Source organism: Flagellimonas flava (assembly GCF_050617915.1).
Lineage (GTDB): Bacteria > Bacteroidota > Bacteroidia > Flavobacteriales > Flavobacteriaceae > Flagellimonas > Flagellimonas flava_A.
This window is the reverse complement of the sequence record NZ_JBODQE010000003.1, coordinates 456,067-480,361: the sequence shown is the minus strand read 5'-3', so window position 1 is coordinate 480,361 and position 24,295 is coordinate 456,067. Positions and strand designations below refer to the sequence as shown.

General features: G+C 42.2%; 23 protein-coding genes and 1 tRNA gene. 12 read left to right on the top strand and 12 right to left on the bottom strand.

The genetic code is table 11. The features are described from left to right. Positions 1 to 5: 5 nt before the first annotated feature. On the bottom strand, positions 6 to 1,271 hold the full coding sequence (locus tag ACRHOZ_RS10780) for a hypothetical protein (protein ID WP_431125500.1): 1,266 nt from the start codon (positions 1,269 to 1,271) through the stop codon (positions 6 to 8). Next, positions 1,272 to 2,000: a type III pantothenate kinase gene (locus ACRHOZ_RS10775; RefSeq protein WP_431125498.1), complete on the bottom strand. Its 729-nt coding sequence runs from the start codon at positions 1,998 to 2,000 to the stop codon at positions 1,272 to 1,274. A 109-nt stretch (positions 2,001 to 2,109) separates the two neighbouring features. Here ACRHOZ_RS10775 and ACRHOZ_RS10770 point away from each other — a divergent pair. From ACRHOZ_RS10770 to ACRHOZ_RS10735, 8 genes are all read left to right on the top strand, one after another. Next, a tRNA-Phe gene (locus tag ACRHOZ_RS10770) sits at positions 2,110 to 2,182 on the top strand. 346 nt (positions 2,183 to 2,528) lie between these two features. Next, positions 2,529 to 6,794: a response regulator gene (locus ACRHOZ_RS10765; RefSeq protein WP_431125496.1), complete on the top strand. Its 4,266-nt coding sequence runs from the start codon at positions 2,529 to 2,531 to the stop codon at positions 6,792 to 6,794. Next, entirely contained in the window at positions 6,794 to 7,621 is an 828-nt protein-coding gene (locus tag ACRHOZ_RS10760) for a CheR family methyltransferase (protein WP_431125494.1), read from the top strand. The genes ACRHOZ_RS10765 and ACRHOZ_RS10760 overlap by 1 nt, the downstream gene beginning before the upstream one ends. Beyond that, the gene (locus ACRHOZ_RS10755) at positions 7,587 to 8,192 is read left to right on the top strand and encodes a chemotaxis protein CheB (RefSeq protein WP_431125492.1); all 606 of its coding nucleotides are present in this window, start codon (positions 7,587 to 7,589) and stop codon (positions 8,190 to 8,192) included. Before ACRHOZ_RS10760 ends, ACRHOZ_RS10755 begins: the two co-directional genes overlap by 35 nt. A gap of 2 nt (positions 8,193 to 8,194) precedes the next feature. Further along, a complete protein-coding gene (locus ACRHOZ_RS10750; RefSeq protein ID WP_431125490.1) occupies positions 8,195 to 9,739 on the top strand; it encodes a hybrid sensor histidine kinase/response regulator in 1,545 nt (514 codons plus the stop codon). 94 nt (positions 9,740 to 9,833) lie between these two features. Next, positions 9,834 to 10,220 (top strand): VOC family protein, encoded by a 387-nt coding sequence (locus ACRHOZ_RS10745; RefSeq protein WP_431125488.1) that lies wholly within the window; start codon positions 9,834 to 9,836, stop codon positions 10,218 to 10,220. 556 nt (positions 10,221 to 10,776) lie between these two features. Continuing rightward, a complete protein-coding gene (locus ACRHOZ_RS10740) occupies positions 10,777 to 11,160 on the top strand; it encodes a hypothetical protein (RefSeq protein ID WP_431125486.1) in 384 nt (127 codons plus the stop codon). A gap of 166 nt (positions 11,161 to 11,326) precedes the next feature. Continuing rightward, a complete protein-coding gene (locus tag ACRHOZ_RS10735; protein ID WP_431125484.1) occupies positions 11,327 to 12,838 on the top strand; it encodes a M20/M25/M40 family metallo-hydrolase in 1,512 nt (503 codons plus the stop codon). 120 nt (positions 12,839 to 12,958) lie between these two features. Here the strand turns inward: ACRHOZ_RS10735 and ACRHOZ_RS10730 are convergent, their stop codons facing one another. The 7 genes from ACRHOZ_RS10730 to ACRHOZ_RS10700 all read right to left on the bottom strand — a co-directional run bounded on the left by ACRHOZ_RS10730 (position 12,959) and on the right by ACRHOZ_RS10700 (position 17,730). Then, complete coding sequence (locus tag ACRHOZ_RS10730) at positions 12,959 to 14,776, bottom strand: long-chain-acyl-CoA synthetase (RefSeq protein ID WP_431125482.1); 1,818 nt, start codon at positions 14,774 to 14,776, stop codon at positions 12,959 to 12,961. 264 nt (positions 14,777 to 15,040) lie between these two features. Continuing rightward, entirely contained in the window at positions 15,041 to 15,607 is a 567-nt protein-coding gene (locus tag ACRHOZ_RS10725) for a dihydrofolate reductase family protein (RefSeq protein WP_431125480.1), read from the bottom strand. A 21-nt stretch (positions 15,608 to 15,628) separates the two neighbouring features. Then, on the bottom strand, positions 15,629 to 16,267 hold the full coding sequence (locus ACRHOZ_RS10720; RefSeq protein WP_431125478.1) for a YdeI/OmpD-associated family protein: 639 nt from the start codon (positions 16,265 to 16,267) through the stop codon (positions 15,629 to 15,631). 172 nt (positions 16,268 to 16,439) lie between these two features. Beyond that, entirely contained in the window at positions 16,440 to 16,820 is a 381-nt protein-coding gene (locus ACRHOZ_RS10715) for a DUF7668 domain-containing protein (protein ID WP_431125476.1), read from the bottom strand. A gap of 118 nt (positions 16,821 to 16,938) precedes the next feature. Beyond that, positions 16,939 to 17,181 carry a helix-turn-helix domain-containing protein gene (locus ACRHOZ_RS10710; protein ID WP_431125474.1) on the bottom strand — a complete coding sequence of 81 codons (243 nt, stop codon included), beginning with the start codon at positions 17,179 to 17,181 and terminating at the stop codon, positions 16,939 to 16,941. A gap of 31 nt (positions 17,182 to 17,212) precedes the next feature. Beyond that, positions 17,213 to 17,452, bottom strand: a complete 240-nt coding sequence (locus ACRHOZ_RS10705) for a helix-turn-helix domain-containing protein (protein WP_431125472.1) — start codon at positions 17,450 to 17,452, stop codon at positions 17,213 to 17,215. A gap of 38 nt (positions 17,453 to 17,490) precedes the next feature. Then, the gene (locus ACRHOZ_RS10700; RefSeq protein WP_431125470.1) at positions 17,491 to 17,730 is read right to left on the bottom strand and encodes a helix-turn-helix domain-containing protein; all 240 of its coding nucleotides are present in this window, start codon (positions 17,728 to 17,730) and stop codon (positions 17,491 to 17,493) included. A gap of 290 nt (positions 17,731 to 18,020) precedes the next feature. Between ACRHOZ_RS10700 and ACRHOZ_RS10695 the strand changes: the two genes are divergently transcribed. The 3 genes from ACRHOZ_RS10695 (at position 18,021) to ACRHOZ_RS10685 (ending at position 19,800) form a co-directional block, all read left to right on the top strand. Next, on the top strand, positions 18,021 to 18,464 hold the full coding sequence (locus tag ACRHOZ_RS10695) for a hypothetical protein (RefSeq protein ID WP_431125468.1): 444 nt from the start codon (positions 18,021 to 18,023) through the stop codon (positions 18,462 to 18,464). Positions 18,465 to 18,501: 37 nt separating this feature from the next. Beyond that, positions 18,502 to 18,825, top strand: coding sequence for an ArsR/SmtB family transcription factor (locus ACRHOZ_RS10690; protein ID WP_431125466.1), 324 nt, complete (start codon positions 18,502 to 18,504; stop codon positions 18,823 to 18,825). 99 nt (positions 18,826 to 18,924) lie between these two features. Beyond that, on the top strand, positions 18,925 to 19,800 hold the full coding sequence (locus tag ACRHOZ_RS10685) for a phosphatase PAP2 family protein (RefSeq protein ID WP_431125464.1): 876 nt from the start codon (positions 18,925 to 18,927) through the stop codon (positions 19,798 to 19,800). Positions 19,801 to 19,803: 3 nt separating this feature from the next. Here ACRHOZ_RS10685 and ACRHOZ_RS10680 read toward each other — a convergent pair whose 3' ends face one another. Beyond that, complete coding sequence (locus ACRHOZ_RS10680) at positions 19,804 to 20,658, bottom strand: hypothetical protein (protein WP_431125462.1); 855 nt, start codon at positions 20,656 to 20,658, stop codon at positions 19,804 to 19,806. 100 nt (positions 20,659 to 20,758) lie between these two features. On the opposite strand from ACRHOZ_RS10680, the gene ACRHOZ_RS10675 reads away from it, so the two are divergent. After that, positions 20,759 to 22,276, top strand: a complete 1,518-nt coding sequence (locus tag ACRHOZ_RS10675) for a CRTAC1 family protein (protein WP_431125460.1) — start codon at positions 20,759 to 20,761, stop codon at positions 22,274 to 22,276. On the opposite strand, the gene ACRHOZ_RS10670 is transcribed toward ACRHOZ_RS10675, so the two are convergent. Beyond that, a complete protein-coding gene (locus ACRHOZ_RS10670) occupies positions 22,266 to 23,693 on the bottom strand; it encodes a pyridoxal phosphate-dependent decarboxylase family protein (protein WP_431125458.1) in 1,428 nt (475 codons plus the stop codon). The genes ACRHOZ_RS10675 and ACRHOZ_RS10670 overlap by 11 nt on opposite strands. Positions 23,694 to 23,824: 131 nt before the next feature. Beyond that, positions 23,825 to 24,295 (bottom strand): YHS domain-containing (seleno)protein, encoded by a 471-nt coding sequence (locus tag ACRHOZ_RS10665; RefSeq protein ID WP_431125456.1) that lies wholly within the window; start codon positions 24,293 to 24,295, stop codon positions 23,825 to 23,827.

Below are 24,295 nucleotides of genomic sequence, written 5' to 3'. Positions count from 1 at the left end.
CCCCATCAATTTATTTTTCTTTTAAGGAACCATTTGTCATTTAAGGACAGACCAACGTTGACTTTAAAGTAGCCCTCTTCAATCAGGTTCGCATCTGTTGTGCCTCGTTTTCCAAGCTCAAATCCTAAGTTGACATTGGAGAAACTATTGCCCAACGGTAACCCAAATCCAAAATTTATGCCAAAATCATTGATCTCTTGCCCATTAACTTCCAATCCGCTCACTTCGTAACGAACTCCTGCCCTATAGGTAACTCTTTTATGGTATCCTCCCAAAGCTCTATAATCCGGCACCCAATATCCACCCAGTGCAAAACTGCTTGCGTCCAGGTACGATACATTTTCTATCCCCAGAAAGTCATTCTTGAAATCACTAAACTGTTGAAAACTGTACTCCCCTCCAATAAACCATTTCTTGTTCTCTCCAAAACCAAGACCCAAGGTAGTTTTGGTGGGTATTTTCAGCTCCGTATTTTTAAGGTTGTTTGCATGCAAGTTCACATCGATTACCTCAATTTCCTGACCATTGACCAAGGAGAACGAACCCAATCTGGCTGAATTCTCCGAGGCAAGGTTGCCCTGGGTATTGACCAAAACAGAAGTGTACAGGGTATACTTGTTCTTAATGGTTGGGGTATAAGTGGCCGCATAGTTGAAATCCAATCCGTTGATCCGTGATTCCCTTCGGTCCAAAGTCCCAAACTGAACACCTTCCACACTTTGGATACGCTGATATTCCAAGGTTCCAAAATTGAAATTTCCCGTGACCCCTATACTCAAGTTTTTAATTGGCTCAAATCCAATGGAGAAGAATATTCGGTTTAACCCACCATCTCCCGTGAATACATTGGTAACGGCTTGACCATCATTGTTGGTAGTTTCATCCGTTAGTTCATAACCTACCGATGACAATGGCATAATACCAAATCCCGCCCCTACTTTATTTCCGATAGGGAAACCAATGGCCAAATAGTCCAAATTGGTGACGTTGGCGTTCTGTTTTTCCTGGCTGTCCTTTAGCGTGAACCTGCTACGGGAAATTCCTGCTGTATACGTGGTAAGCCTCAGCTTGGAATAAGCCGCTGGATTATTGAGGTTTAAGTGGATACTATCCGCATATAAACTTATTCTCCCCATCATTTGGTTTTCCACAGAACCACTGTTCCTAAGGTCCCCAATACCAAAATAAGAGTAAGGTGATATGGTGGCGTTTTGCGCAAAAATGCCATGTGCAGCTACGCAAAATAATGCAAACAAAAATTTCTTAACCATCTAGCGTTTGTTGTATTCCAGCAAGTAGTTTAGCCCCTCCAAGAGAAATTTAGAATTCGCAAATATGGTATTTTTTAGCCGTTTAGCAAAAAAATGGAAGTCGCCTCCTGTTAAAATAACTGTTAAATCTTGAAAGCGAGATCTGTACTGGTCAATTACTCCGTCAATTTCTTGTGAAACCCCATTGATTACACCGCTGTGCATGCTGGTTTCGGTGGAGTTGCCAATAAAGTCCAGAATTTCGTCCGGTTCCAACAACGGAAGCGCGGCCGTTTGGTTGTTCATGGCCTTATATCGCATTCGTATTCCGGGAGAAATGGCACCTCCAACATACTCCCCTGAGTCATTGATCATGTCATAGGTAATGCAGGTTCCCGCATCCACGACCAGGGTGTTCTTCCTAGGATTTTTATAGAAGGCTGCGGTGGCCAAGGCCACACGATCCATTCCAAGGGTATGCGGGGTGGCATAGCTATTTTTAAATGGTACTTTGGAATCATGGGAAAGCACGTGTACCTTGCAAAAAAGGGAAAGCAAATCGGATTCTTTATGCTCCAGCTTCCCTACGGAAGATATTAACGCTTGGTTAATCTTGGGAAATTGCTCGAAGAGTTCTTTTACTTTGGACAGAAACAACTTTGATTCGGAAGCTTGGTCGAACAACAAGGTGCTATTTTCAAAAACAGCATACTTTATAAGGGTGTTACCAATGTCGATGACCAAGTTCATATTGCAAAGATGGAAAATTGAAAAAAAACACCTGCCTTTTTTCCCCTTTTTGTTTGTATATCCTAATTTTGAAATTATATTTGCACCCGCCTTTGCAAAAGGCGTGGAAGGTACCTTAGCTCAGTTGGTAGAGCAACGGACTGAAAATCCGTGTGTCCCTGGTTCGATTCCTGGAGGTACCACAAAGTGGTAGATACAGAAAGCACTCTTAGAAAAGGGTGCTTTTTTTGTGCAATAAAATGAATCGAAGCCTGTCCCGAACTTGTTGAAGGAAACCCTGGAGGTACCACAAAGTGGTAGATACGGAAAGCACTCTTAGAAAAGGGTGCTTTTTTTGTGCATTTTTTACAAGTTTTGCCTTTCTCTTCAATCACTGGCTCCAAGGTCATAAGTTCTGGATATTGGCGCTGTATCCGCAGAAAGATGGCTTCAGTATCCAAAAACTTTCCAGTCCATACATACAAATGGTTCAAAAAATACGTTGTAGGTAAACACTTACATTAATTGTGGTCTTTATTTATAATCCGTATGAATGCAACTATTATAAGGGAAACAGTAAAAGATACGTTTACCAATACTTTTAAATCGACAGCTGTACCACTAGTGGCCATGTTATTGTCTTCAATCTCAATAACCTGGCTTGTATCCAGTTATGATATCCAGTTCTTGCCCATGTACTGGGTGCCAATTCTTGGCTTAATCACCATACTGTTGGTTTCCGGTCTTTTGGTTTTTAGGAATCTAAAAAAAACAGCAAGGGACAGTACGCATTTTGCTCAAAACAGGGCCATCATCAAAACCGCAGCTGAGTGCATCTTCACTATGGATGGCAATCAGTTTATACAATCCTTCAACCCTGCAGCCGAATCTTTATTCCAATATACCGAGAAGGAAATTAAGGGAAAGCACATTGATGTGTTACTCTCAGACGATTTCGTCCATAATTCGAATGACACTACGGACTGCAGTAAAAACAACAAAAATGCCAAGCTAATAGGCCAAGATCAAAAGGTATTGGCCAGAAAAAAAGATGGTACCTTATTTAATATCAATGTTTCAATTGCTGAAATCCAGATTGGGACTGAGGTTACCCTTGCGGGCATTATGCGGGATCTGTCTGAGGAGACGCGGCAACAGGAAGAAATTGAAAAAAGGACCCAAGAAATTGAAAAACAGCATTGGATTAAAACAGCCGTTTCCAAAGTATATGACGTAACCAAGGGGGTTCAGGACATTGATGCACTTACAGCCATCTTGAGCGGGGTGATCAGCAAACTACTGGAGGCCTCCGTGGGTACCTTTTATTTAAACCAAGGGCTTTTTGATTGTGATTCGGACGAACTAAAACTATATGGGAGCTATGCTTTTAAAAATACCAAAGACCTTCCCGAAACTTTAAAGTTTGGTGAAGGTTTGGTTGGTCAATGTGCCCTTGAGGGAGAGCAAATAATCATTAAGGACGTTCCAGAAGATTATATAGAGGTGAACTCCAGTTCTGGTAAGACTACCCCAAAGGAAATCACCATAATTCCAATAAAACACAACAGGGAAATTATCGGGGTAATGGAGTTTGGGACCGTGGGCACTTTCAGTGAAGCGCAACAGGAGTTTGTGAAGGAAATCTGTTCTTCCATTGGAATCATCATCAAAGGTGTGGTTGAAAGGGCCAAAACCGAGGAACTGTCCATTGAGATCAACAATCAAATATCCGCAATCAATCGTTCCAATGCAGCCATCGAATTTGATCTTGACGGAAACATCCTTACGGCCAATTCCCTTTTTCTGGACCTTATGGGCTACAGTTTGGACGAGATAAAAGGTAAACACCACGAGATATTCGTAGAACCAGAGTATGCCAAATCCAAAGAATACAAATCGTTTTGGAAAGAACTCAAAAAAGGTGAATTCAAACAAGGAGAATTCGAACGGAGGGGAAGGGAAAAGCAATCTGTTTGGATACAAGGGTCTTACAATCCCATCTTTGATGTGGAGGGCGAGCCCTATAAAGTGCTAAAAGTTGCGGTGGACATCACCAAACAAAAAGAGCAACAAATAAAAACAGATGAACTCTCCATTGAGATCAACAATCAAATTTCCGCAATCAACCGTTCCAATGCAGCCATAGAATTTGATTTGGACGGACACGTACTTTCTGCCAACGAGTTGTTCCTTAATCTAATGGGATACACTTTGGATGAAATCCAGGGGAAACACCACAAAATGTTTGTGGGCAATACCTATTCCAAATCCAGTGAATACAAAGGGTTCTGGAAGGAGCTAAAGCAAGGAGAGTTTAAACAAGGAGAATTTGAACGCAGAGGAAAGGACAACAAAACCATCTGGATTCAAGGGTCTTACAATCCCATTCTAGATGTTGAGGGCCAACCCTATAAAGTCCTTAAAATAGCCGTTGACATCACGGAACAAAAAGAGATTCAGTTCGAAGTACAAAAACAAAAGGAGATTGTGGAAGCCCAAGAAGAAGAATTGCGGGTTTCCAATGAAGAACTCACCAAACAGGCCAACCAGTTGCAGGCTTCGGAAGAAGAACTGAGGCAACAACAGGAAGAATTGGAAAAAGCCAATGTGCTATTGGAGGAGAAGGCACAACAACTGGAAGAACAACATCTCTACACGGTTGAAAAAAATGCGGCTCTGGAACAGGCTCAAGCAGCTTTGGTCCTCAAATCAGAAGAACTTGAAAAAAGTGGTAGGTACAAATCGGAGTTTTTGGCCAATATGTCCCATGAGCTTAGAACGCCCCTCAATAGCGTCATCATTCTCTCCAAATTGCTGCAAGACAACAAAACAGATAACCTTACTGAAAAACAAATTGAGTTTGCCCAAATCATCAATAAATCCGGAGAAGACCTGCTAAGCTTGATCAATGAGGTATTGGATCTAGCCAAAGTGGAATCCGGTAAAATTGAGTTGGAAATTGAGTCCGAAGACCTTAGAGCATATGCCGAGGAAAGTAAAAAAACCTTTGTTGCCATAGCACAGGACAAAGGGGTCGATTTTGTGCTGAACATAGACAAATCACTTCCGGAGACCTTTACAACGGATAAGCAAAGGCTTAACCAAGTGGTCAAAAATTTACTGAGCAATGCTTTCAAATTCACCGAAGAAGAAGGCACGGTAACCCTGGACTTTAAAAAGCGCAAAACACTTCCTAAATTCACAAGTCTCTCCCTTTTGAAACAAGAACAGGTGTTGCAAATTTCTGTGACGGATACCGGGATTGGAATAGCGAAAGAAAAATTGGGGTCGGTTTTTGAAGCATTTGTACAAGAGGACGGCACTACACAAAGAAAATATGGAGGAACCGGTCTAGGATTGAGCATTTCCAAAGAATTGGTAAAGCTTTTAGGTGGAGAAATTTTTGTGGAAAGTGAAGTCGGTAAAGGTTCCGTTTTCACACTGTTCCTTCCCTTCGACTGTTCGAAAGTAGTTCAACAAGCAACTCCTGAGAACAAGGAACCCGAAGCACAATCAACCGAACAGGAAGACCCCAAGGTTTTGGAAACCCAAGAAGCGGATGAAAAAACCACATCGGGGAATAAGAAAAAAGCACTAGGAAAGAAGTTGGAAGCGGTTATTGCAGACGATCGCGAACAGTTACTAGCAGGTGACAATACCATACTGGTTGTGGAAGATGACCTTCAATTTGCCAAGGTACTTTTAGATCAAGCTAGGGAAAATGGTTTCAAAGTGGTGGTCACCGATCAAGGTGACAAGGCCCTCCAACACGTGGATGTATACAACCCAAAGGCCATAATCCTAGATATGCAGTTGCCTGTAATGGATGGCTGGACAGTTCTGAAAAAACTAAAGGCCAGTGCAGCGCACGCCCACATTCCTGTACATGTTATTTCTGGTATTGACAAGACCAAACTTGGTCTGGAAATGGGAGCTGTGGAATATTTGGTGAAGCCCATTGCGCTTGATACCCTAGAGCAAACCTTTTCCCGTATTTCAGAATCCATTGCAACCACTGATGTTAAAAAAGTACTGATCATTGAAGATGATGAATTGAACAATCAAGCGTTGCAGGAAATGATCAAAAGCAAACGACTGGATGCCGTTGCCGCGAAAAATGCCAAGGATGCCCGAAAGTTGTTCAAAACTGAGCATCCCGATTTGGTCGTATTGGACCTTGGCTTGCCTGATATAGATGGCATTGAACTCCTGAGTGAGCTAAAAATGCAGAAAAAAGAGGTTCCGGTCATTGTATTTACCGGTCGCGAACTGACCAAAAAAGAGCTTAAACAGATTGAGCGCCACAAGGACACATCGGTAGTATTGAAGACCACAAAATCCTATGACCGTCTTTCTGAAGAAACCGAACTCTTCATGAACATGCTCAACGCCACCCAAACCGATTATCAAGTCTTGCCCCCCAAGGAATTTGGGTCAGAAGACATCATAAAAGGAAAAAGGATTCTGATTGTTGACGATGACATGAGGAACATCTATGCCCTGGAAACGGTTTTGGAAGAGGCAGAAGTAGTGGTAACCGTGGCCACCAACGGTGCAGAAGCTGTGGATGAAGTAAAGAACGGCGAATTTGATGCTGTACTTATGGATATCATGATGCCCGTTATGGACGGGTACGAGGCAACTCAAAAAATTAGGGCCTTGGGGCACACCAAACTTCCCATAATTGCACTGACCGCCAAGGCCATGAAAGGAGACCGCGAAAAATGTCTGGAAGCAGGGGTAAGTGACTATATGTCCAAACCCTTGGATGTGGAAAAACTAATGTCCCTGTTGAGGGTATGGCTATATAATTAATGGAAGCGTTGTTAGAAATATCAGAAAATGAACTGGATGATTTTATACAATTATCCGACAAGCTTTATGGCATTGATTTTTCAGGCTATGCGCTGGAGTCATTGCGCAGGCGGGTAATGCGCCTAATGCAACTAAAATCATGCGACTCCTTTACGGCTTTCAAGTACTATCTCGCCAATCAGCAATTGAGTGATGAGGAGTTACTGAACGAAATCTCGGTAAATACTACAGAAATGTTCAGGGATTTTGAAGTGTTCAAATTCCTCAAGGACGAAGTGTTCAGTGTACTGGAAACCTATCCCAGGATCAACATCTGGCATGCGGGATGCTCAACAGGGCAAGAACCCCTCAGTCTTGCCATATTACTTAAGGAACATGAGCTACTTGGAAGAACAGTGCAGTATTGCACGGACATTAATTCCGAAGTGCTGGCCCAAGCTAAAAAGGGAATTTATGAGCTGAAGGAAATGAAGGACTATTCCGCCAATTATATCAGGGCGGGCGGAGCCTTGTCCCTGTCGGATTATTATGTTGCCAACTATGGCAAGGCAAAAATGAACCGGGAATTGGGAAAGAATATGGTATTTACCAAGCATAACCTAATCAATGGCACTTCCTTCAATCAAATGCACATGATCATGTGTCGCAATGTTTTTATCTATCTGACCACAGAGCAGCAAAACAAGGTGTTGCGCCTGTTTATTGATAGTCTTGTACCTCGTGGTTATCTGATTCTGGGAGTGAAGGAGAGCGCAGTTTTTTCAACGGTTTTAAATGAACTGGAAATTGTAAATGGCAAACTCAAGATATATAGAAAAAAAAGATAGCCCTAGCACAATCAAGGTAGTACTTTTTTGTGGTTCTACCGGCGCCATTGAGGTGTTGGAAAAGTTTTTAATGCATGTTAGCCAAAAAAACCTGAGGGCCGCCATCGTAGTGATTCTGCACAGAAAAACAGGCTCCCAGGATTTGCTGGTCAAATATTTGAACCAAAAACTCAAAGTAGTGGTCAAAGCAATTGAACATGGGATCCCTTTGGAAACAGGAGTCATTTACATTGCCCCTGCGGGATACCACTGTATGCTGGAAAAAGACATGACCTTGAGCTTGGATCTCAGTGAAAAAGTAATGTTCTCCAGACCTTCCGCAGATGTATCCCTGGAATCCTTTTCATATAACCTAAAGAATCGATTGATTGCCATAATTGTTAGTGGCGCCAACTCGGATGGTGCAGACGGTGCCAAATGCGTATCCCACAGAAAGGGAAAAGTCATTGTGCAAAATCCGACAGAGGCTTTTGCCAAAGCAATGCCAAGTGCAGTTATTGATAGCTTGGACAAGGTAGACCATATTGTAACCACCAAAGAACTTTATAAAACAGCCGCCAAATACTTTTAAAAATGGACAAAGCAAAAATTCTTATTGTAGATGATCTAGTGGAAAATTTATATTCCCTGGAACAGATTATTGAAAGGGAGGACCGGGAAATTATTTCGGCCACAAGCGGAAATGAGGCTTTAAAATTGGCACGAAAGCACGAATTTGCATTGGTCATCACGGATGTTCAAATGCCAGAGATGAACGGCTTTGAGTTCGTGGAAATATTTAGGAGCAAAAAGAACACCCAAAACGTACCGGTCATCTTTGCCACAGCTATCAACAAAGAAAAAAAATACGTGATCAAAGGGTATTCTGAAGGCGCTGTGGACTATCTATATAAACCTTTGGATCCTGAGATTGTTGCGGCCAAAGTGGACATTTTTGTCACCCTCTACAATCAAAAAAGAACCTTGGAACAGCAGTATCAAGAGCTGGATACGCTGAACCAACTCAAAAATAAATTCTTGGGCATAGCTGCACATGATATTAGAAATCCATTGGCAATAATCGAATTTTATTCCAAATCCCTTCTAAACGAATTAGAGCCTGTCCTTAAGGACCCTGCCAAAATCCAGGAACTGGAAAACATTTTCGTTTCCACCAAATTTGCCCAAAACCTAGTAAATGAATTTTTGGATGTCAGCAAAATTGAGTCCGGAAATATGGATCTTGAAGAGGAAATGGTGGATGTAGGTCATTTTTTGGAAAACAGCATCCAGTTCAACCAAGTATTTGCCAACAACAAGAAGATCAGTCTTATTGGCGATATTCAGGTCAATGGACTTCAAACGGCTTTTGACCGCAACAAGATGAACCAGGTTTTCAACAATCTGATCACCAACGCCATCAAGTTTTCACATGAGGGCACCTCCATCCATTTGAAGGCCCATCAAAAAGATGACCATCTAGTGATTTCCCTCGAGGATGAAGGACAAGGCATTCCGAAAAACGAAATTGTCACTTTGTTCGATCCCTTTGCCAAAACGTCTGTAAAGTCAACAGCTGGTGAAAAGAGTACAGGATTGGGGCTTATGATCGTTAAAAAGATCGTGGATGCCCACCAAGCGGAAATAACCGTGACCAGTAAGGTTGGGGTGGGCTCCTGCTTTACCATTGAACTTCCTATTCGGGAGTTGGGAACCTTAGAGCCAGTTTCCAATCAATTTGCGGAGCAAGAATTACTTTCAAAAGAAGAACAATTAAACATTGTGGTGGTTGATGATGATATCTTGATGCGAACCCTTTCCGAAGTCGTATTCAGTAAAATTGGCGGAAACATTACCATGCTTGAAGATGGAGAGGCCTTGCTTGATCAGGTAGAGGCCATAAATCCAGATTTGATCTTTACGGACATCAACATGCCGGGAATAAGTGGTTACGACCTGGCCAAAGAAATTCGAAATAAGGGCATTGAAATCCCCATTTTTGGTTTAACAGGATTTATAAACGATGAAGTCCAAGCACTTTCCAAAAAGTCGGGAATTGATGGTGTTTATGAAAAGCCGCCTGTGGAAAATATGCTGAAGCACCTCATTTCACAAGTTAATGAGAAACGCATCGTCTAGGGTTTGAAGTTGGCTATTCTACCTCAATTTCCATTTAGGGCGACTCAAAAGATTTCTTGGAGGGGAGGGAGTAAAATAATACCTTCACCTACCTATGAACTTAAACCAAATTACCGTTCCTTCCTTGGATTTATCCAAATCCGTTCCTTTTTATAAGACCTTGGGATTAAAATTGATCGTGGAAGCCTTTCCCCACTATGCCCGATTTGAATGTCCGGATGGAAACTCCACCTTCTCTATTCACCAGACAGAACAGTTGCCCAGTGGCGATGGAATCTATGTATATTTTGAGTGCGAAGACTTGGATACCCATGTTGAAGGTTTGATCCAAAAAGGCATAGAATTTGACTCTAAGCCTACCGATCAACGGTGGCTTTGGAGGGAAGCCCGATTAAAGGATCCAGACGGCAATCAATTGATTCTGTTTTATGGCGGGGAAAATAGATTAAATCCTCCCTGGAGAATCAAAAAAGAAGGTTAGCACTTTCTGCAAAAGAAACCGTACGCTAAGCCCAAAAGCCTTCTCTAAACAAGATCAATAATACAAGCAGGGCTGCCAATACAAGGATTCCTACAGATCCATATATTTGGTTCTTAAGATGGTTCATGTGTTCTAAGGTTGATTTATCAATATACGGAATTTGTAGTATTATTCCTTGTTTTCTTGCCAAATTATAACACATCTCACCCAAGGAGTAAAATTTTGGTGCATTTGGCTCCCCAAGAGCATGGTATCCAGTTGTTCAAACTGGCATTGTCACAGGACATTAGTCTGCTATGGTAAAAGTGGAAAAAGAGATTTGGATCAACGGATTCTGTGATAGCAGGGGTACAGATTGGAAAACGGAGATCATTTTTGTTTTTGATGGCGGGAATTGCTTTTTTGAAATTCGGCTTAATTTAACAACGGGGGAATGCCATTCCATTGGAATTAGTGGTTATTCAGGTTAGTGACGAAAGTCATTAAAATTCACCTTCACAATTAATAGGTTTATCATCTGTTAGAATTCAGAAGACTTTAGACAAATAACAAACAAATGCGCACCTATGTTTTAGCCTGGTTTCCAATGGTTCTTATTGCGATTGCCAACGGATTGTTCAGGGAGAAATTTTTGGCAAGTCGTTTAGGTGAACTCCATGCCCACCAGACATCTTCTGCCACAATGATTCTCTTGCTGGGTGTCTACGTTTGGGCTGTATTTAAAATGTGGCCGCCAACGTCTGCCAATCAAACCATATGGATTGGATTGCTATGGTTATTGCTAACTGTGCTATTTGAGTTTTTTTTTGGTCATTACATTGTAGGACATCCTTGGGAAAAACTTCTCCATGATTACAATATTTTCCAAGGACGCGTTTGGATTTTGGTCCTCGTTTGGATAGCTGTTGCACCTTACGTTATTTATCAATTCCAGAAGTAGTAGCGTTCCACAAGGCTACCACCAAAACGTCAGTTCGAGTGTCCCGAACTTGCTTCGGGATGTATCGAGAACCTATACGGTCTCACAGTGATCTGCTCATTTTGGTTTCACCTGAAACTATTTAGCGAACTAAAAATCTTTACTTTTAGCTTCAAAGGGATACCTCATGCAGAAACTACTATTTGTATTGGCATTTTTAAGCGTAAACGGCTTGTTTTCGCAACAATTGGAATCAGCAGAACTGGAAGCACTTGCTTCCAAATTCACAAAAGCTTCTTTTCCCATGTATAGGGATTTGCTCTCCATCCCCTCAGACGCCAATTATCCGGAAGACATTGAATTGAATGTGCAATGGTGCGAAAATGCTTTTCAAAGTAGAAACTTTAGTACCACTAGGATCAAGACTGACTATGTGCCTCTTCTGCTGGCAGAACGAAAAGCAAAATCAGCCCAAAAGACCGTCCTTATTTATTTGCAGCTGGACGGCCAACCCGTTGACAGTACCAAATGGTTTCAGGAAAGCCCTTGGGTTCCGGCATTGAAGCAACAAAATGAAAAAGGGGATTGGGAACAAATCCCTTGGGAGAACATAGAGAACTACGAGGATGACTGGAGGGTGTTTGCCCGTGCCGCTTCGGACGCCAAAGGGCCTGTTGCCATGTTTCTGGCTTCTTTGGACGCCATTGAGTCCCTAAAAATTGAGCCCAATTTCAATATGAAGGTGATCATGGATTTTGAGGAGGAATTAGGTTCTCCACACCTTCCGCAAGCGGTAAAGGACAACTCGGACTTGCTAAGTGCAGATATGCTGATCATTCTTGATGGGCCAGTCCATAATTCCAACAAACCTACCTTGGTGTTTGGAGCGCGGGGGATTGCACAAATGCAATTGACCACTTATGGCCCAATAGTACCGCAACATAGTGGCCATTATGGCAATTATGCCCCAAACCCGGCCCTGCGGTTATCCAAGTTGCTGGCTTCCATGAAAGACGATGACGGGAGGGTTACCATTCCTGGATTTTACGACGGCGTCCATATTGATGAGGCCACGGAAAAAATACTGAAATCCGTTCCGGATGATGAGACTGAGATTAAAAACAGGCTCAAAATAGTTAAGCCCGACAAAGTTGGGAGCTACTATCAAGAGGCCATCCAATACCCATCACTCAATATTCTGGGGATGGAATCTGGATGGGTACGGGAGCAGACCCGAACCATTGTACCCAGCGATGCCATAGCAGAATTGGATATGAGGCTGGTTCAGGGATCCGACCCGCAACGCCTTATTGGTTTGGTGCAAAAACACATAGAAGCGCAAGGCTTTCATGTTATTGACAAAGAACCTACGGATGAGGAACGAATGAAGTATGATAAAATCGTAACATTTACCCATAAAGTGTTTTACCATTCTTTTCAAACCGATTTCAATACAGAAGTGGGCCAGTGGCTCCAAAGGGCCTATAATAGAGCCTATGAGGTGGATCCCATACGAATAAGAATGGGTGGTGGTTCCATTCCCATTTCACCCTTTGTAACCACCTTGGGCATTCCAGCTGTGCTTGTAACCACGGTCAATAGTGACAATAATCAACATAGTCCCAACGAAAACCTGAGATTGGGAAATTACAGGAATGGCGTAAAGGCAATGATCGCTTTTTTAACGGAGGCGTTGTGACTCTTGCCCTCCATATGGGAAAGCATTTGTTAGGCTAGCACTACAAGAAGTGCTTGCACCCAGCTTGACGGGGTAATCTTGCGGGAGTGAAGGGCTTACAAAATAATTTGCAATTTTTATTTAAAATATGTGGTCTCCTGCACCAATTTCTTTCAATAGATCTTTATTTAGTTGGATATAGGTTTCGCTTTTTGGAAGCTTAACAAAAACTTCATCATTACAATTGAAACCTTCCTTTTTCAAATTGAATTTTTTGATTTTATGTGTATGCGTAAAATCAATCTTGTCCTTCAATCTGATAAAAACAGGAACCGCATATTTAGGGAGTTGTTCTAAAAGGTGGTTGGCAATTTCTTCAATTTCAAAATCTACATTCCCATGCTTTACAATCGTTGCCATTCCAGCCCTTCCGTCATTATTTGGGATTTTTACGCCATAAACTGCGCACATTTCCACAGAATCCAATTGACTAATAATCCCTTCTACTTCCGCGGTGGCCACATTTTCCCCTTTCCAACGAAATGTATCCCCAATACGATCTATAAAACGTGCATGTTTGAATCCAATGTCCTGCAATAGATCACCGCTATTGAACCAAGTATCCCCAGTTTTAAAAGCATTGCGAATAATTTTATTTTCATTTTGTGCCTTATTCACATAACCATCAAAAATAGCTTCATTGCTAATCTCTGAAATCAATAGACCTGTCCCACCTTTGCTCACTGGAACAAGAAAACCATTTGGGTCTTTAACAGGTGCGTCATTTTCAATATCGTACTTTACTATTTTGAAGTTTTGCGGCGACCATCCAATCGTACAATCAAAATTAAAGGTGTTGGTAAAACCAACATTGCCATCGGCAGCTCCATAAAATTCAAAAATGTTCTTAATTTGAAATCGCTCTTTAAATTCAAGCCAAATATCTGGTCTAAGACCATTCCCCATTATCTTTTTGATTCGGTGCTTTTTATCCAAACCTGAAGCGGGTGCATTCAGTAAATAGCGACACAGCTCACCAATGTATATAAAGGCAGAGACGTTGTATGTATTAACATCCTGCCAAAATTCTGAGACCGAAAACTTCCTTCGCATTACCATAGTGCACGAACCAGCCAGGGCAGTAGGCCAGCCAACAATCAGTGCATTGGTATGATAAAACGGAAGGGGAACATACATCACATCATTACTGTTAAGGTTCATATTGACTTTTCCAAACCAATAATAGGTTGCCAACCACTTTCTATTGGTTTGTAGTGACGCTTTGGGCAAGCCTGTTGTGCCAGAGGTAAATACGTTGGCATAAACTTGCTTCCCCTTTATTTCTTGCGTTGTGGCTGGATTATTTGCACTGACTTTTTCCAGTTCGTTTTTTACATTTTTGAAATGGGTTGGACAATTACCTGCTCCCCTATCCGAAACCCAGTAATAATTATCCTCCTTGGTTTTGGTCAATGAGTCGCGCACATTTTCGAAAAAAGGAAGTAGTTCCTCCCCTATGAAATAAAACTTTGATTTGGTAAGATCCAAAGAGTGAATCAACGTTTTTTCTCTTTGATTTGGATTGACCAAAGAAGCAATGGCTCCAATTTTAGCGCAAGCCGCTATTAAAAATAAAAGCTCTGGTCTATTTTCTAGATAAACAATGACTGTTTCACCATGGTTCACGCCTTCTGAGAGAAGGTAGTTGGCATATCTGTTTATGACTTGATTAAACTCTAGATAGGTATAACTCTGATCTTCATATCTGAGTGCAACAACATTTCCATGTGCAATGGCTTTTGATTCAATGACCTTTCCTATGGATTCAGTGCTATCCCCGTTGATCCCTTTGGCTTTTTTAATATTGCTGATAATTCTTGGAAACTGAGGAATAAGCTTACATAGTTTAAAGGCCAGCATAGAGCCTTTAATATTTTGAACTTGATCAGTTTTGGCCATTGCGTTGGATTTACTATGGTTTCCTAATTCGCGGACATTTCTAACAGAAAATTGTCCGTTTGAAATCAGGCCGTATTAAAAGTACACAATTTTAAAAATGGGGGAGGCCTCCTGCTACCTCAGGTTTGCAACTGGTGGTTTCATCAAACCAAATTAAACATAGTAAACTTAGAATGCCACAAGATGTGCTTACACCCAGCTTGACTGGGTGATCTTGCACGAGCGGAAGGGGTTTGCGCTTTAAGATTGTAGGTAGTAGTAATTTTATCTTGTTTTATAATGAAGCAGAACGATTCCACTTTTAAAACTAATTGACTTTATCAATTTCAACTGTTGCCAATCATCTAACTTGTTAAAAATGGGGATGCCCCTACCCAGAGCAATAGGGTTAATAAATAAATGAAATTCGTCTATTAGACTTTCCTCTATCAAATTTGAGACAAATGAGCTACCTCCATATACCATAATGTCTTTGCCGTTTTGATTTTTCATTTTGATTACTTGTTCTCTTAAGTTCCCTTTTTCAAGTACCGTATTTTCCAGCTCCAATTTTTCCAATGTCCTTGAGAAAACAATTTTCTTTTGATTGGCCTTAATTTTAGCCAATTCATACATGGGGTCGTTTGGTTTAGTCAAGGTATGGAGCCAATATGGAATATAATCAACCGCTAATTTTCTCCCTATAATTTCAGTATCGGCAGAGTCCGCTATTTCCAAAACATATTGCTTAATTTCATCCCAAGCCCATGTAACCCATTGCTGCTCATCATTCAGACCTGTTGAATTAAATCCATCCAAGGAAACTTGCATCTGTAATTTCAGTTTTCTCATATAATTTCTTGGGCTTGGTTGTTATTTTTTCATGGACCTATACTTATCGTGCAAGCCTATACCAGACAATATCATAGGAACACATTTTTTAATCCTAGAAATCCTTGTCTTTTCCTGTTTGGGTTGCATAAAATAAAGGATATATCCTCTCTGTCTTCCAGGAGTTAGAGCCTCGAAAGCAGTTTTCAAAACTGGGTCTTCATCAAATTTGGACTCCAATTCCATAGGAATAGGTTCTGGGTTCCTTTTAAAAGTAACAGTTATTCCGGCTTTTTCCACCTCAATTGCTTCAAAGATGTACGCTTTTATCTCACTTTCAATCCTTTGAATTTCATCAACGCCCTTAAACTTAAAAAGCCTCGCAGCCTGTGAATTTGGACCAGGTTTTTTTAACAGGTTTTTACTATCACTTAATAAAGAACCTTTGAAAAAGCTGATACAGCAATACTCTTTTAAGGCACTAACCAAAAGGATGTTTTTATTCTGGAATGTATAGCATGGTGCCCCCCATTTAGATTCTTCTGTCAATCCACAGTCAAGGACAATTTTCCTCAGCAGTTCCAACTCCATGATCCAAGTATTTACCTTGCAATCAGGTGTGCCACCAAGAGGACAACGTCCACATCCTGCAATAAAATAACTGTCAACAGATTTATTCATCTAATTCCAATTACCAGGTGCTACTGCCAGTTTAAAACTGGTATTGTGTATCCAACCAAATTAACAAAGCAAACTTAGAATGGCACAAGATGTGCTTGCACCCAGCTTGACTGGGTGATTTTGCGGTTGCGGAGCACAATTAATTATAGCCATTGTTAGCAAACTTTATTATTTATGGAACATAAACAAGTCTAATTTCGAATTGATAATCATTGTTGATTTCTCTGACTTCTGCGTTTAGAACTAAATCACTCAGTCCCTCTTCTTCAGTATATAAATCAATTAGTACATTCCAATAACTTCCATAGCATATATACACGGATGTGTTCCAAGTTTCATCCGGCAATTCAACCAACACTTCTCCGTAATCCTCAATGTATTCCTTTATTTGTTCAGCAGTATTTTCCGAAACTGGTTTTACATTATTTATTCCAGCACTAAGTCCGTAGTCTTTTTGAACAAAGGCATTCACGATTTCTTTAAAAGTCGGTCTCCACAAATGCGGTATCGGAAGTTCTTCTTCTTCGTTTTTTTCAACTTCTATTTTATACATTCTTGTTTTTAATATTTGCTAACGCTTGGATAAAGATACTTCAATTCAAATGCTTAGAACGATGTCCAAAAAACATCTAATTGTGGAAGGGTTGCCCACCGATTGGTTAAAACTCAACTTACTTGTCAAAAGCCAATAACTCCGATGTAGTCATCTCAAAAGCGTCAGCAATTCTCTTTAACATGGAGATTTTCATTTCCTGTTTTCCCAACTCATATTTTCGCAGATTTTGAGCATCAATCCCTGCCTTAAAGGCAATTTCTTCAATACTCACATCATTTTCTGCTCGCAAGGCCCTTAGATGCTTGCCCAATGCTATACAAAAAGCCGGGATTTCCTTTTTTCGCTCACGCTTTGACATATCTCAAAGTTGCAAACAAGAAGTTTTATTATCATTCATTAAACTCCAAAAACTCATTTAAATCGACATTTAAGACTTTAGCTAATTTGTAAAGATTCAAAATGTTGGTTCCCATTTCTCCTCTTTCTACTCTTCCCACGAGATTGTCATGGACTTGTGCTTGAAAACCCAAATCCTGCTGGGTTAAGTTTTGACTTTTTCGGATTTGCCTAATCCGTTTCCCTAGTGTTTTCAGAAATTCCTTTTCGTCTTGAGAAAGTTTTTTTGCCATATCTCCAGTTACCGCCAGTTTTCAACTGGTGACTCACATCACTCCACAAATTCAAAAAGCTCCGATATCTCCAATTCCAAGGCTCTAGCAATTTTTTCCAACTGAAGAATATTAGCTGCTCGTTCACCACGTTCTATCCTACCCACCATATTTCCATGAACTCCAGCCTCATAAACCAGGTCAGCCTGAGTCATCCCGCGATTATCCCTGAGGCGCCTGAGATTCGAACCAAATTTTAAAAGATATTGTTCTTCTTCTTTGGATAGATTTTTTGGCATAAGGCAAATTGTTCATTCCATCAATCGAATAAAAGCACCATTTGGTGTTATATTGCGTATTTTTCTTACCTTGCTATCACCGCATTTCTAAAAATCCAACAATCCCAACCTCCCTATAAAGTTGAAAGTCGATAGTTAAAAGTCAAAAGTCCGTAGTCTGTATACTGATTTCTGACTTCTGAACCCATAACTAGAAATCACAAATTCCAAAACCCAAATCCCAAAACTGTCAACTGTTAGCTGACAACTGAAAACTTAAAATTCAACATTTAGCATTCAAAAATCCTACTATGCAAAAGCCTATCCTGCCCACCATCCATGACTTTCTCCATAAAAGCCCCTATGCTTCGCTGGAAATTACCTTTGGTACCCATACCGTGTTGAACAGCCTTGTCCATAGGCCACTAAACCAAGTGTACAAACAAAATAGCCGTATTGTGATTAACAAAAGACCCCGTAAAGGGCTTCCCCAAATGGTAGTGGTAGACAATCTGATCTTCAATTTTGACTTTGGGTTTACCCCGCCCATGCAGCAGGAATTTTATCTGGGCAGCATGCTGCACCTTCCCAGTCCCTTGGATCAAGGCCACCTTCATATGGATGCTGACCAACTTACCCTTTCCTTCCGCATTCATTCCCGAAATCTCAAACACTGTGTCTTTGTTTCCCAAACCTACACCCATATCCATCATCTGGAACGGTTCTTTGAACCCTACATCATCCCAGAAGAATAGCCCTAACAATATTGTATATTTGCAGTAAACGATACAGATGAGGATCAGGGCGGAGATTACCAGCAAGTACATTAACGATACGGATCGCAAAACCGCCGTGGTGGCCAACGCCTTGGCGCATCCGCTCCGTGTGGCGCTGGTACGCTACCTCAGCACCAAAAACTGTGGCGAGGGGGTAGACAATGTTACCTGTAACAAAGATCTGGTGCAAATGTTCGATTATTCCCAGAGCACCATTTCCCAACACGTAAAGATCCTAAAGGAGGCCGGCCTTTTCCTTACGGAGAGCCATGAAAAGTTCACCTTTTACACCCTTAACAAACCGCTGCTGGAGGAGTTTCGTGGTTTTCTAAAACTGTAATCCCCAACTATTAATTTGCTGTTAAATCCCATTCTCGTTTCGGTGTTTTGGTTAAATTCGTTTATCGCTTATTAACGATGTATAACTAAAAACTATTCCATGATTCAAAAAACGACACTCTTTTTAGCCTTGTTTGCCCTTACCCTTAGTTGGGCGCAAATTGCACCCCTAGAGCCTGTAAAGGCACACTACAAAACCTTGCAAAAACTAGACGCCAAACCCAACCCTGAACGTGCAAAACTGGACAAGATCAGCTTTCCGGCATCGGAATACAGCAGCGGTAGTTTGATCTATACCATGGCCGCCCCGGCCTACCTCTCGGCCGCCCAAGTAGAAACCCTTAAAAAGAGCGTGCAGTACCCCGCCAACTCTTCGGACCAGACCCGAGCCGAGCTGGACTTTCTGCTGGACTGGCAGAAAAAACGAAGTCAAGCGCAGGTAGATCGCTCCGTCAATTTTCTAGCTCCCATTGGCTATTGGCCGCACATAGCCGTGCTCAAAAACCACGAACGCTATCAAAGCAATATGGAAGACCTTTTTTATGAAGGCCGTGCTGTAATGGGTGAAAGTTGCAACCCGGAAAACTATCCACATACCGCCAAATTGTTGCAGGGAGTTACCAAGGACATGCGCATTATGGAGTTCACCGTAAAGTATCACTTACGCCGAGCACGTCCCTACCATTTGGAACCTTATTTACAACCTCTGGCTCGGATGCGTACCCCTTCCTTTGCCAGCGGGCACACTTTATGGGCCTATATACAGGCCTTTACCTGGAGCGAACTGATTCCGAACAAGAGAGCCGAATTTTTAGAACTGGCTTACGAAGTAGGCGAATCGCGCGAGATTATGGGCATCCATTATCCCAGTGACGAGGAAGCTGCAAGGGTGCTGGCACACCGTATGCTGGTGGCCATGTGGGACAACCCTGTATTCAGGGAAGATCTTGCCAAGGCCAAGGCCGAGTGGAAATAAAGGCTAGGGTTTAACTAAAGTAACCACCTCTAAATAGTAACGCTGCGCTGTGTGGTTTCCTCTTGGAACATACAGGGTGGCGGTTTCCTTTACATATTGAAGGTCGCCAAAATAGTCGCCCCCTTGATCCAAGCGCGTGGATTTTCCCTGGGCATCCAAATGCCAAAGGGCCGTACCTTCCACCGTGCTCAGGTAATAACCTCCGAGACCATCGGGCCACAGTCCATCCATATCAACAACGGGTGGGTTTGTTTCTATTTTTCGGATGGCTTTCGTTTTTATATCGATGCTAGCCAAGTGGGTACCCCCCACCAAAACTTCCTGATCTAGGGCATAAATACCATTGGCCCATTGCAATTGTTCTTCGTCTTGGACCCACGGCTTCAGGGAATCCCCTTCTACCTTGAACACCGAATGGATGAAGGAAGCAGTGACATAGACCTCACCTCGCGAATTGATGGCCACGTCATTTAATCCTGAGTTTTTAATAGGTTCCGAGTAGCTTTTCACCACTTTTCCACTTGCAATTTCGATGACTTTAAGTTGGTTTACATCGGCTACCCAAAGTTGGTTGTTGTGGATAGCCATTCCCGTAGGTCGGCTTAAATCGCTCACCCATTTGAGCTCTTCCAGTTGGCCGTCTTTGTTAAACTTGGAAATAAAACCATCCGTTCCCGGTGCAAATTGTTGTCCGTTGGAGATATACAAACATTCATTCCCAACATCAAAAACCACGCTTTCGGGTTTGATCAAGCCCACATCCTCACCCCATTTTTCGGTTGGATAACTTTCGTCTTGCGCAAATCCACCAAAGACTGCACAAAAGGAACATACCATCAAAAATTGCTTTAACCTCATCCGATGAAACTTTTTGATTCGCTTTAAAATTAACATAAGCTTATAAAACCTGCATGCCAATTAACATTATTTTCGTTTATAAGCAATAAACGATTTAACTATGTCATCCAATCTAAAACTGCTGCTTGCGGCCAGCTTTCCTTTACTCCTTATGGGCTGTGCCGAAAATCCCGAAGAAACAAAAAAAGAACAATCCCTTTCCATTTTTGAAGAAATTACCGAAGGTAGAATTGCTACCGATGGTGGGCTTTCCCGCGGGGTAGCTTGGGGCGATTATGATGGCGACGGCGACCCTGACCTCTATGTATCCAACTCCGGCGGACAATGGAATGCGTTCTATAGAAATAACGGTAATGGTAGCTTTAAAAAAATGACTGAAGGTGGATTTGACATCAAAGTATTTTCAGAATTGGTACGACACGGCGGTAGTGCCCAAGGGGCCAATTGGGTGGACTATGACAACGATGGGGATTTAGATCTCTACGTGGTGGGGCGAGATGATGAACCCAATTTCCTTTTCAACAACATTGACAATCTGGGTTTTACCCGAATCACCGAGCATCCCCTGACAGAGGAAGGTATCCGTGCCTCCATGGCTTGTTGGGCAGATATTGAGGGCGATGGGGACTTGGATGCTTTTATTGTGGCCTCCGGCAAGGGTCCCAACCGAGTATATAAAAATTTGGGGGATGGGAATTTTGAATTTATGGAGGAGCACCTGCTGTCGGAAGGGTCGGGTCGTGCGCGTGCTTGTGCCTGTGGGGATGCCAATGGGGATGCCTTACCGGAATTTTATATTGCCAATGCCCAGGCTGCGAACGATTACTATATAAATCTGGGAAATTGGGAGTTTCAAAAAGTGGAAAAGGGACATTTGGTCCAGGATGTAGGCTATTCCTATGGGGTTTCTTGGGCGGATTATGACGATGACGGCGATTTGGACCTGTTTTTGGCCAATTTTGATAAAAAGAATTTTCTCTACAACAATGACGGTTCTGGAAATCTAAGTCCTGTTATGGAGGGACCGGTTTCCCAACAAATGGGAGGCGCATCCAAGGGGCATACTTGGGGTGACTATGACAATGACGGTGATCTGGATCTTTATGTGGCCAACGGTACCTATAGGCCTGAGATGTTCAATTTTTTCTATCTGAACAAAGGGGATGGCAGTTTTGAACAGGATTTTAGCGGGCATCTTTTAAAACATGCTGATACCTCCGCCGGAGCGGCCCATGCCGATTTTGACCGGGATGGCGATCTCGACATTTTTGTGGCCAATTGGGGCAGCAGTGACCAAGTGAACCGCTTTTATAAAAATACAACCGAAGGCAATCATTGGATCAGCTTTAGACTAAACGGAACACAAAGCAACCGCTTTGGGATTGGGGCAAAAGTATCCTTGTTTGCTAACGGAAAAGTGCAATACCGCTGGATGTACCCGGTGACCGGTTATGCCAGTCAGAATGACTACGAACTGCATTTTGGATTAGGGCAATCCAGGGCCATAGATTCGCTTAAAATTGAATGGCCTTCGGGTCATACGGATGTGCATCCCAATCCAGGCATTGACATCCATTTTACGGCCACAGAAGCTGCTTCTTTGGAAATCAAATCTTAGCGGCTATTTCCCGGATGGAGCTTACAAGATGTTCAATATGCCTGAGCTCGGTATTAGGGCTCATAAAAACCAATCTCAGGTAACGTGTGCCTTTGAACAAGGTGGTGGTCAGATAAAATTCTCCGGCTTCCAACAGCTTCTTCCGAAGGAAGAGGGAATCAATCGCCGTTCCGGTATGTTGAAAACAAAGGATATTGCTCTCTGGTTGTACTGGGCACTCAAAATCAGGAAGGTTTTGCAGGTAGTAATAAGTATCCAAAGCAAGTTGGTATTGCCGATCTATAAAATCCGCCATTCCGTCTTCCCCGATGGCTCCCAGTACAAAAAACAACCGTTCGCCTAGACCAGGTTTCGTAGTTTCAATGGTTCGGTGCAGGGTATCCACCCCAGGTTGTTCCTTATCATGAAACAAATAACTGGCATTGTCCCCCACGAGCATCGCCTGATCCAAAAGTTTATGGTTCCTGACCAGCAAGGCGGCGCAAAGCGATGGCACTTGGAGCAACTTATGGGCATCCCACACCAGGGAATCGGCCCGCTCAACCCCTTTTAATTTATGCCGGTGTGTTTTGGACAAAAGTGCACTGGCACCATGGGCGCCGTCTACATGGAACCAAAGCTTTTGCCCTTGGCAAAAATCCGCGATTTCGTCCAAGGGGTCATAAATGCCTACTGGAGTATTGCAGGCGTTGGCCACCAGTGCTATGGGCAAGTGCCCCATTTCTTGAACCCTCCTGAAAATGCTCGGTAAACTATCCGGAATAACCGCACCACGCCCGTCAACATCCACAAAGTGGATGGCCTCCTTGCCTATCCCCAAAATTCCAGCCGCCTTGGTCAGCGAATAATGACTTTCTGAGGGCAATAAAATAGCAAGTCCATCTGGATTTCCCTCTTGCCAAACTTCCGGCGCTACTTGAGTCCGGGCCATAATCAATGCAGTGAGGTTGGCAATGGAACCGCCATTGACCAATACCCCTCCACCATAGGCTTCTTCGGCCGTACAGTTTTGTGGGGTCAAAGGAGTTGGTTTCCATCCCACCTTTTCCAACATCCAATTGACCAAAAAAACCTCCAAGGCAACAGAGGCAGGGCCCATTTCGTAGATAGAGGGCACATTATTGGTGAAGTTGTTGACAAAACTTCCCAAAGCTGCAGCATAATGCGGAGCAGCACATTGGTGTCCCAAATAACCGGAATGATGCAACCTGGTTTGATAGCTTAGAAATGCGGATAAAAAGTCTTTTAAGCCTTGCCCTTCAAGCCCTCCTTTTTTTATCCATGAAGACAAGTCCAACTCTTGAATCAACCGATCCAATGGTGTTTGACGGATTACTTTATTCCCGGGGAAATCAATCTCTATGGTAAAAGTTTCCAACGCTTCTTTTACGATGTTAAAATCAGATGTAAAATTCATATATCGTTTATTTACGATGTACGATATAAAAATACACAAAAATCAAAATGAAAGTACCTTTGATCATTAAATAAAAAGCGATTCAGACATATTCCAAATCGCTCTTAATACATCGAGAAATAATCAATGAATTACTCCCAGTTTGTATCTCCTTTGCGCAAACTTTCCTCCGAATTGGCTTTCCAATCAGCCTTTATATCTTCGCTATCGAAAAGATATAGTTTCCCATCTAGTATCTCATAGGTATTCGGATTCGAATTGGCCGTAAACCCCTTACTGACGGCAAAGGCACAAAATCCTCCGTATTGAGGGGCATATTTTTCCGGATTTTCAGCAAACAAAGCTTTATTTTCTTCGCTTGAAAAACTCCAATCTGCATGGTTCCACTGATACGTGATTGCCTCATTGCCAGGAACCGCCTTGTTCTCTTTAAAATATGCCACTGGATCATATCCATTGATGGCCTCATTGGAAAACATGGGTTGATTCACCTGCTTGTGTCCCCAGGACAAGGGTGTTACCCTTTTTACTTTGGCAAAGGTGAAAATCAAGCCCAAGAGGATCACCACTGATATCAGCGTAATTTTAACTCCTTTTTTCAT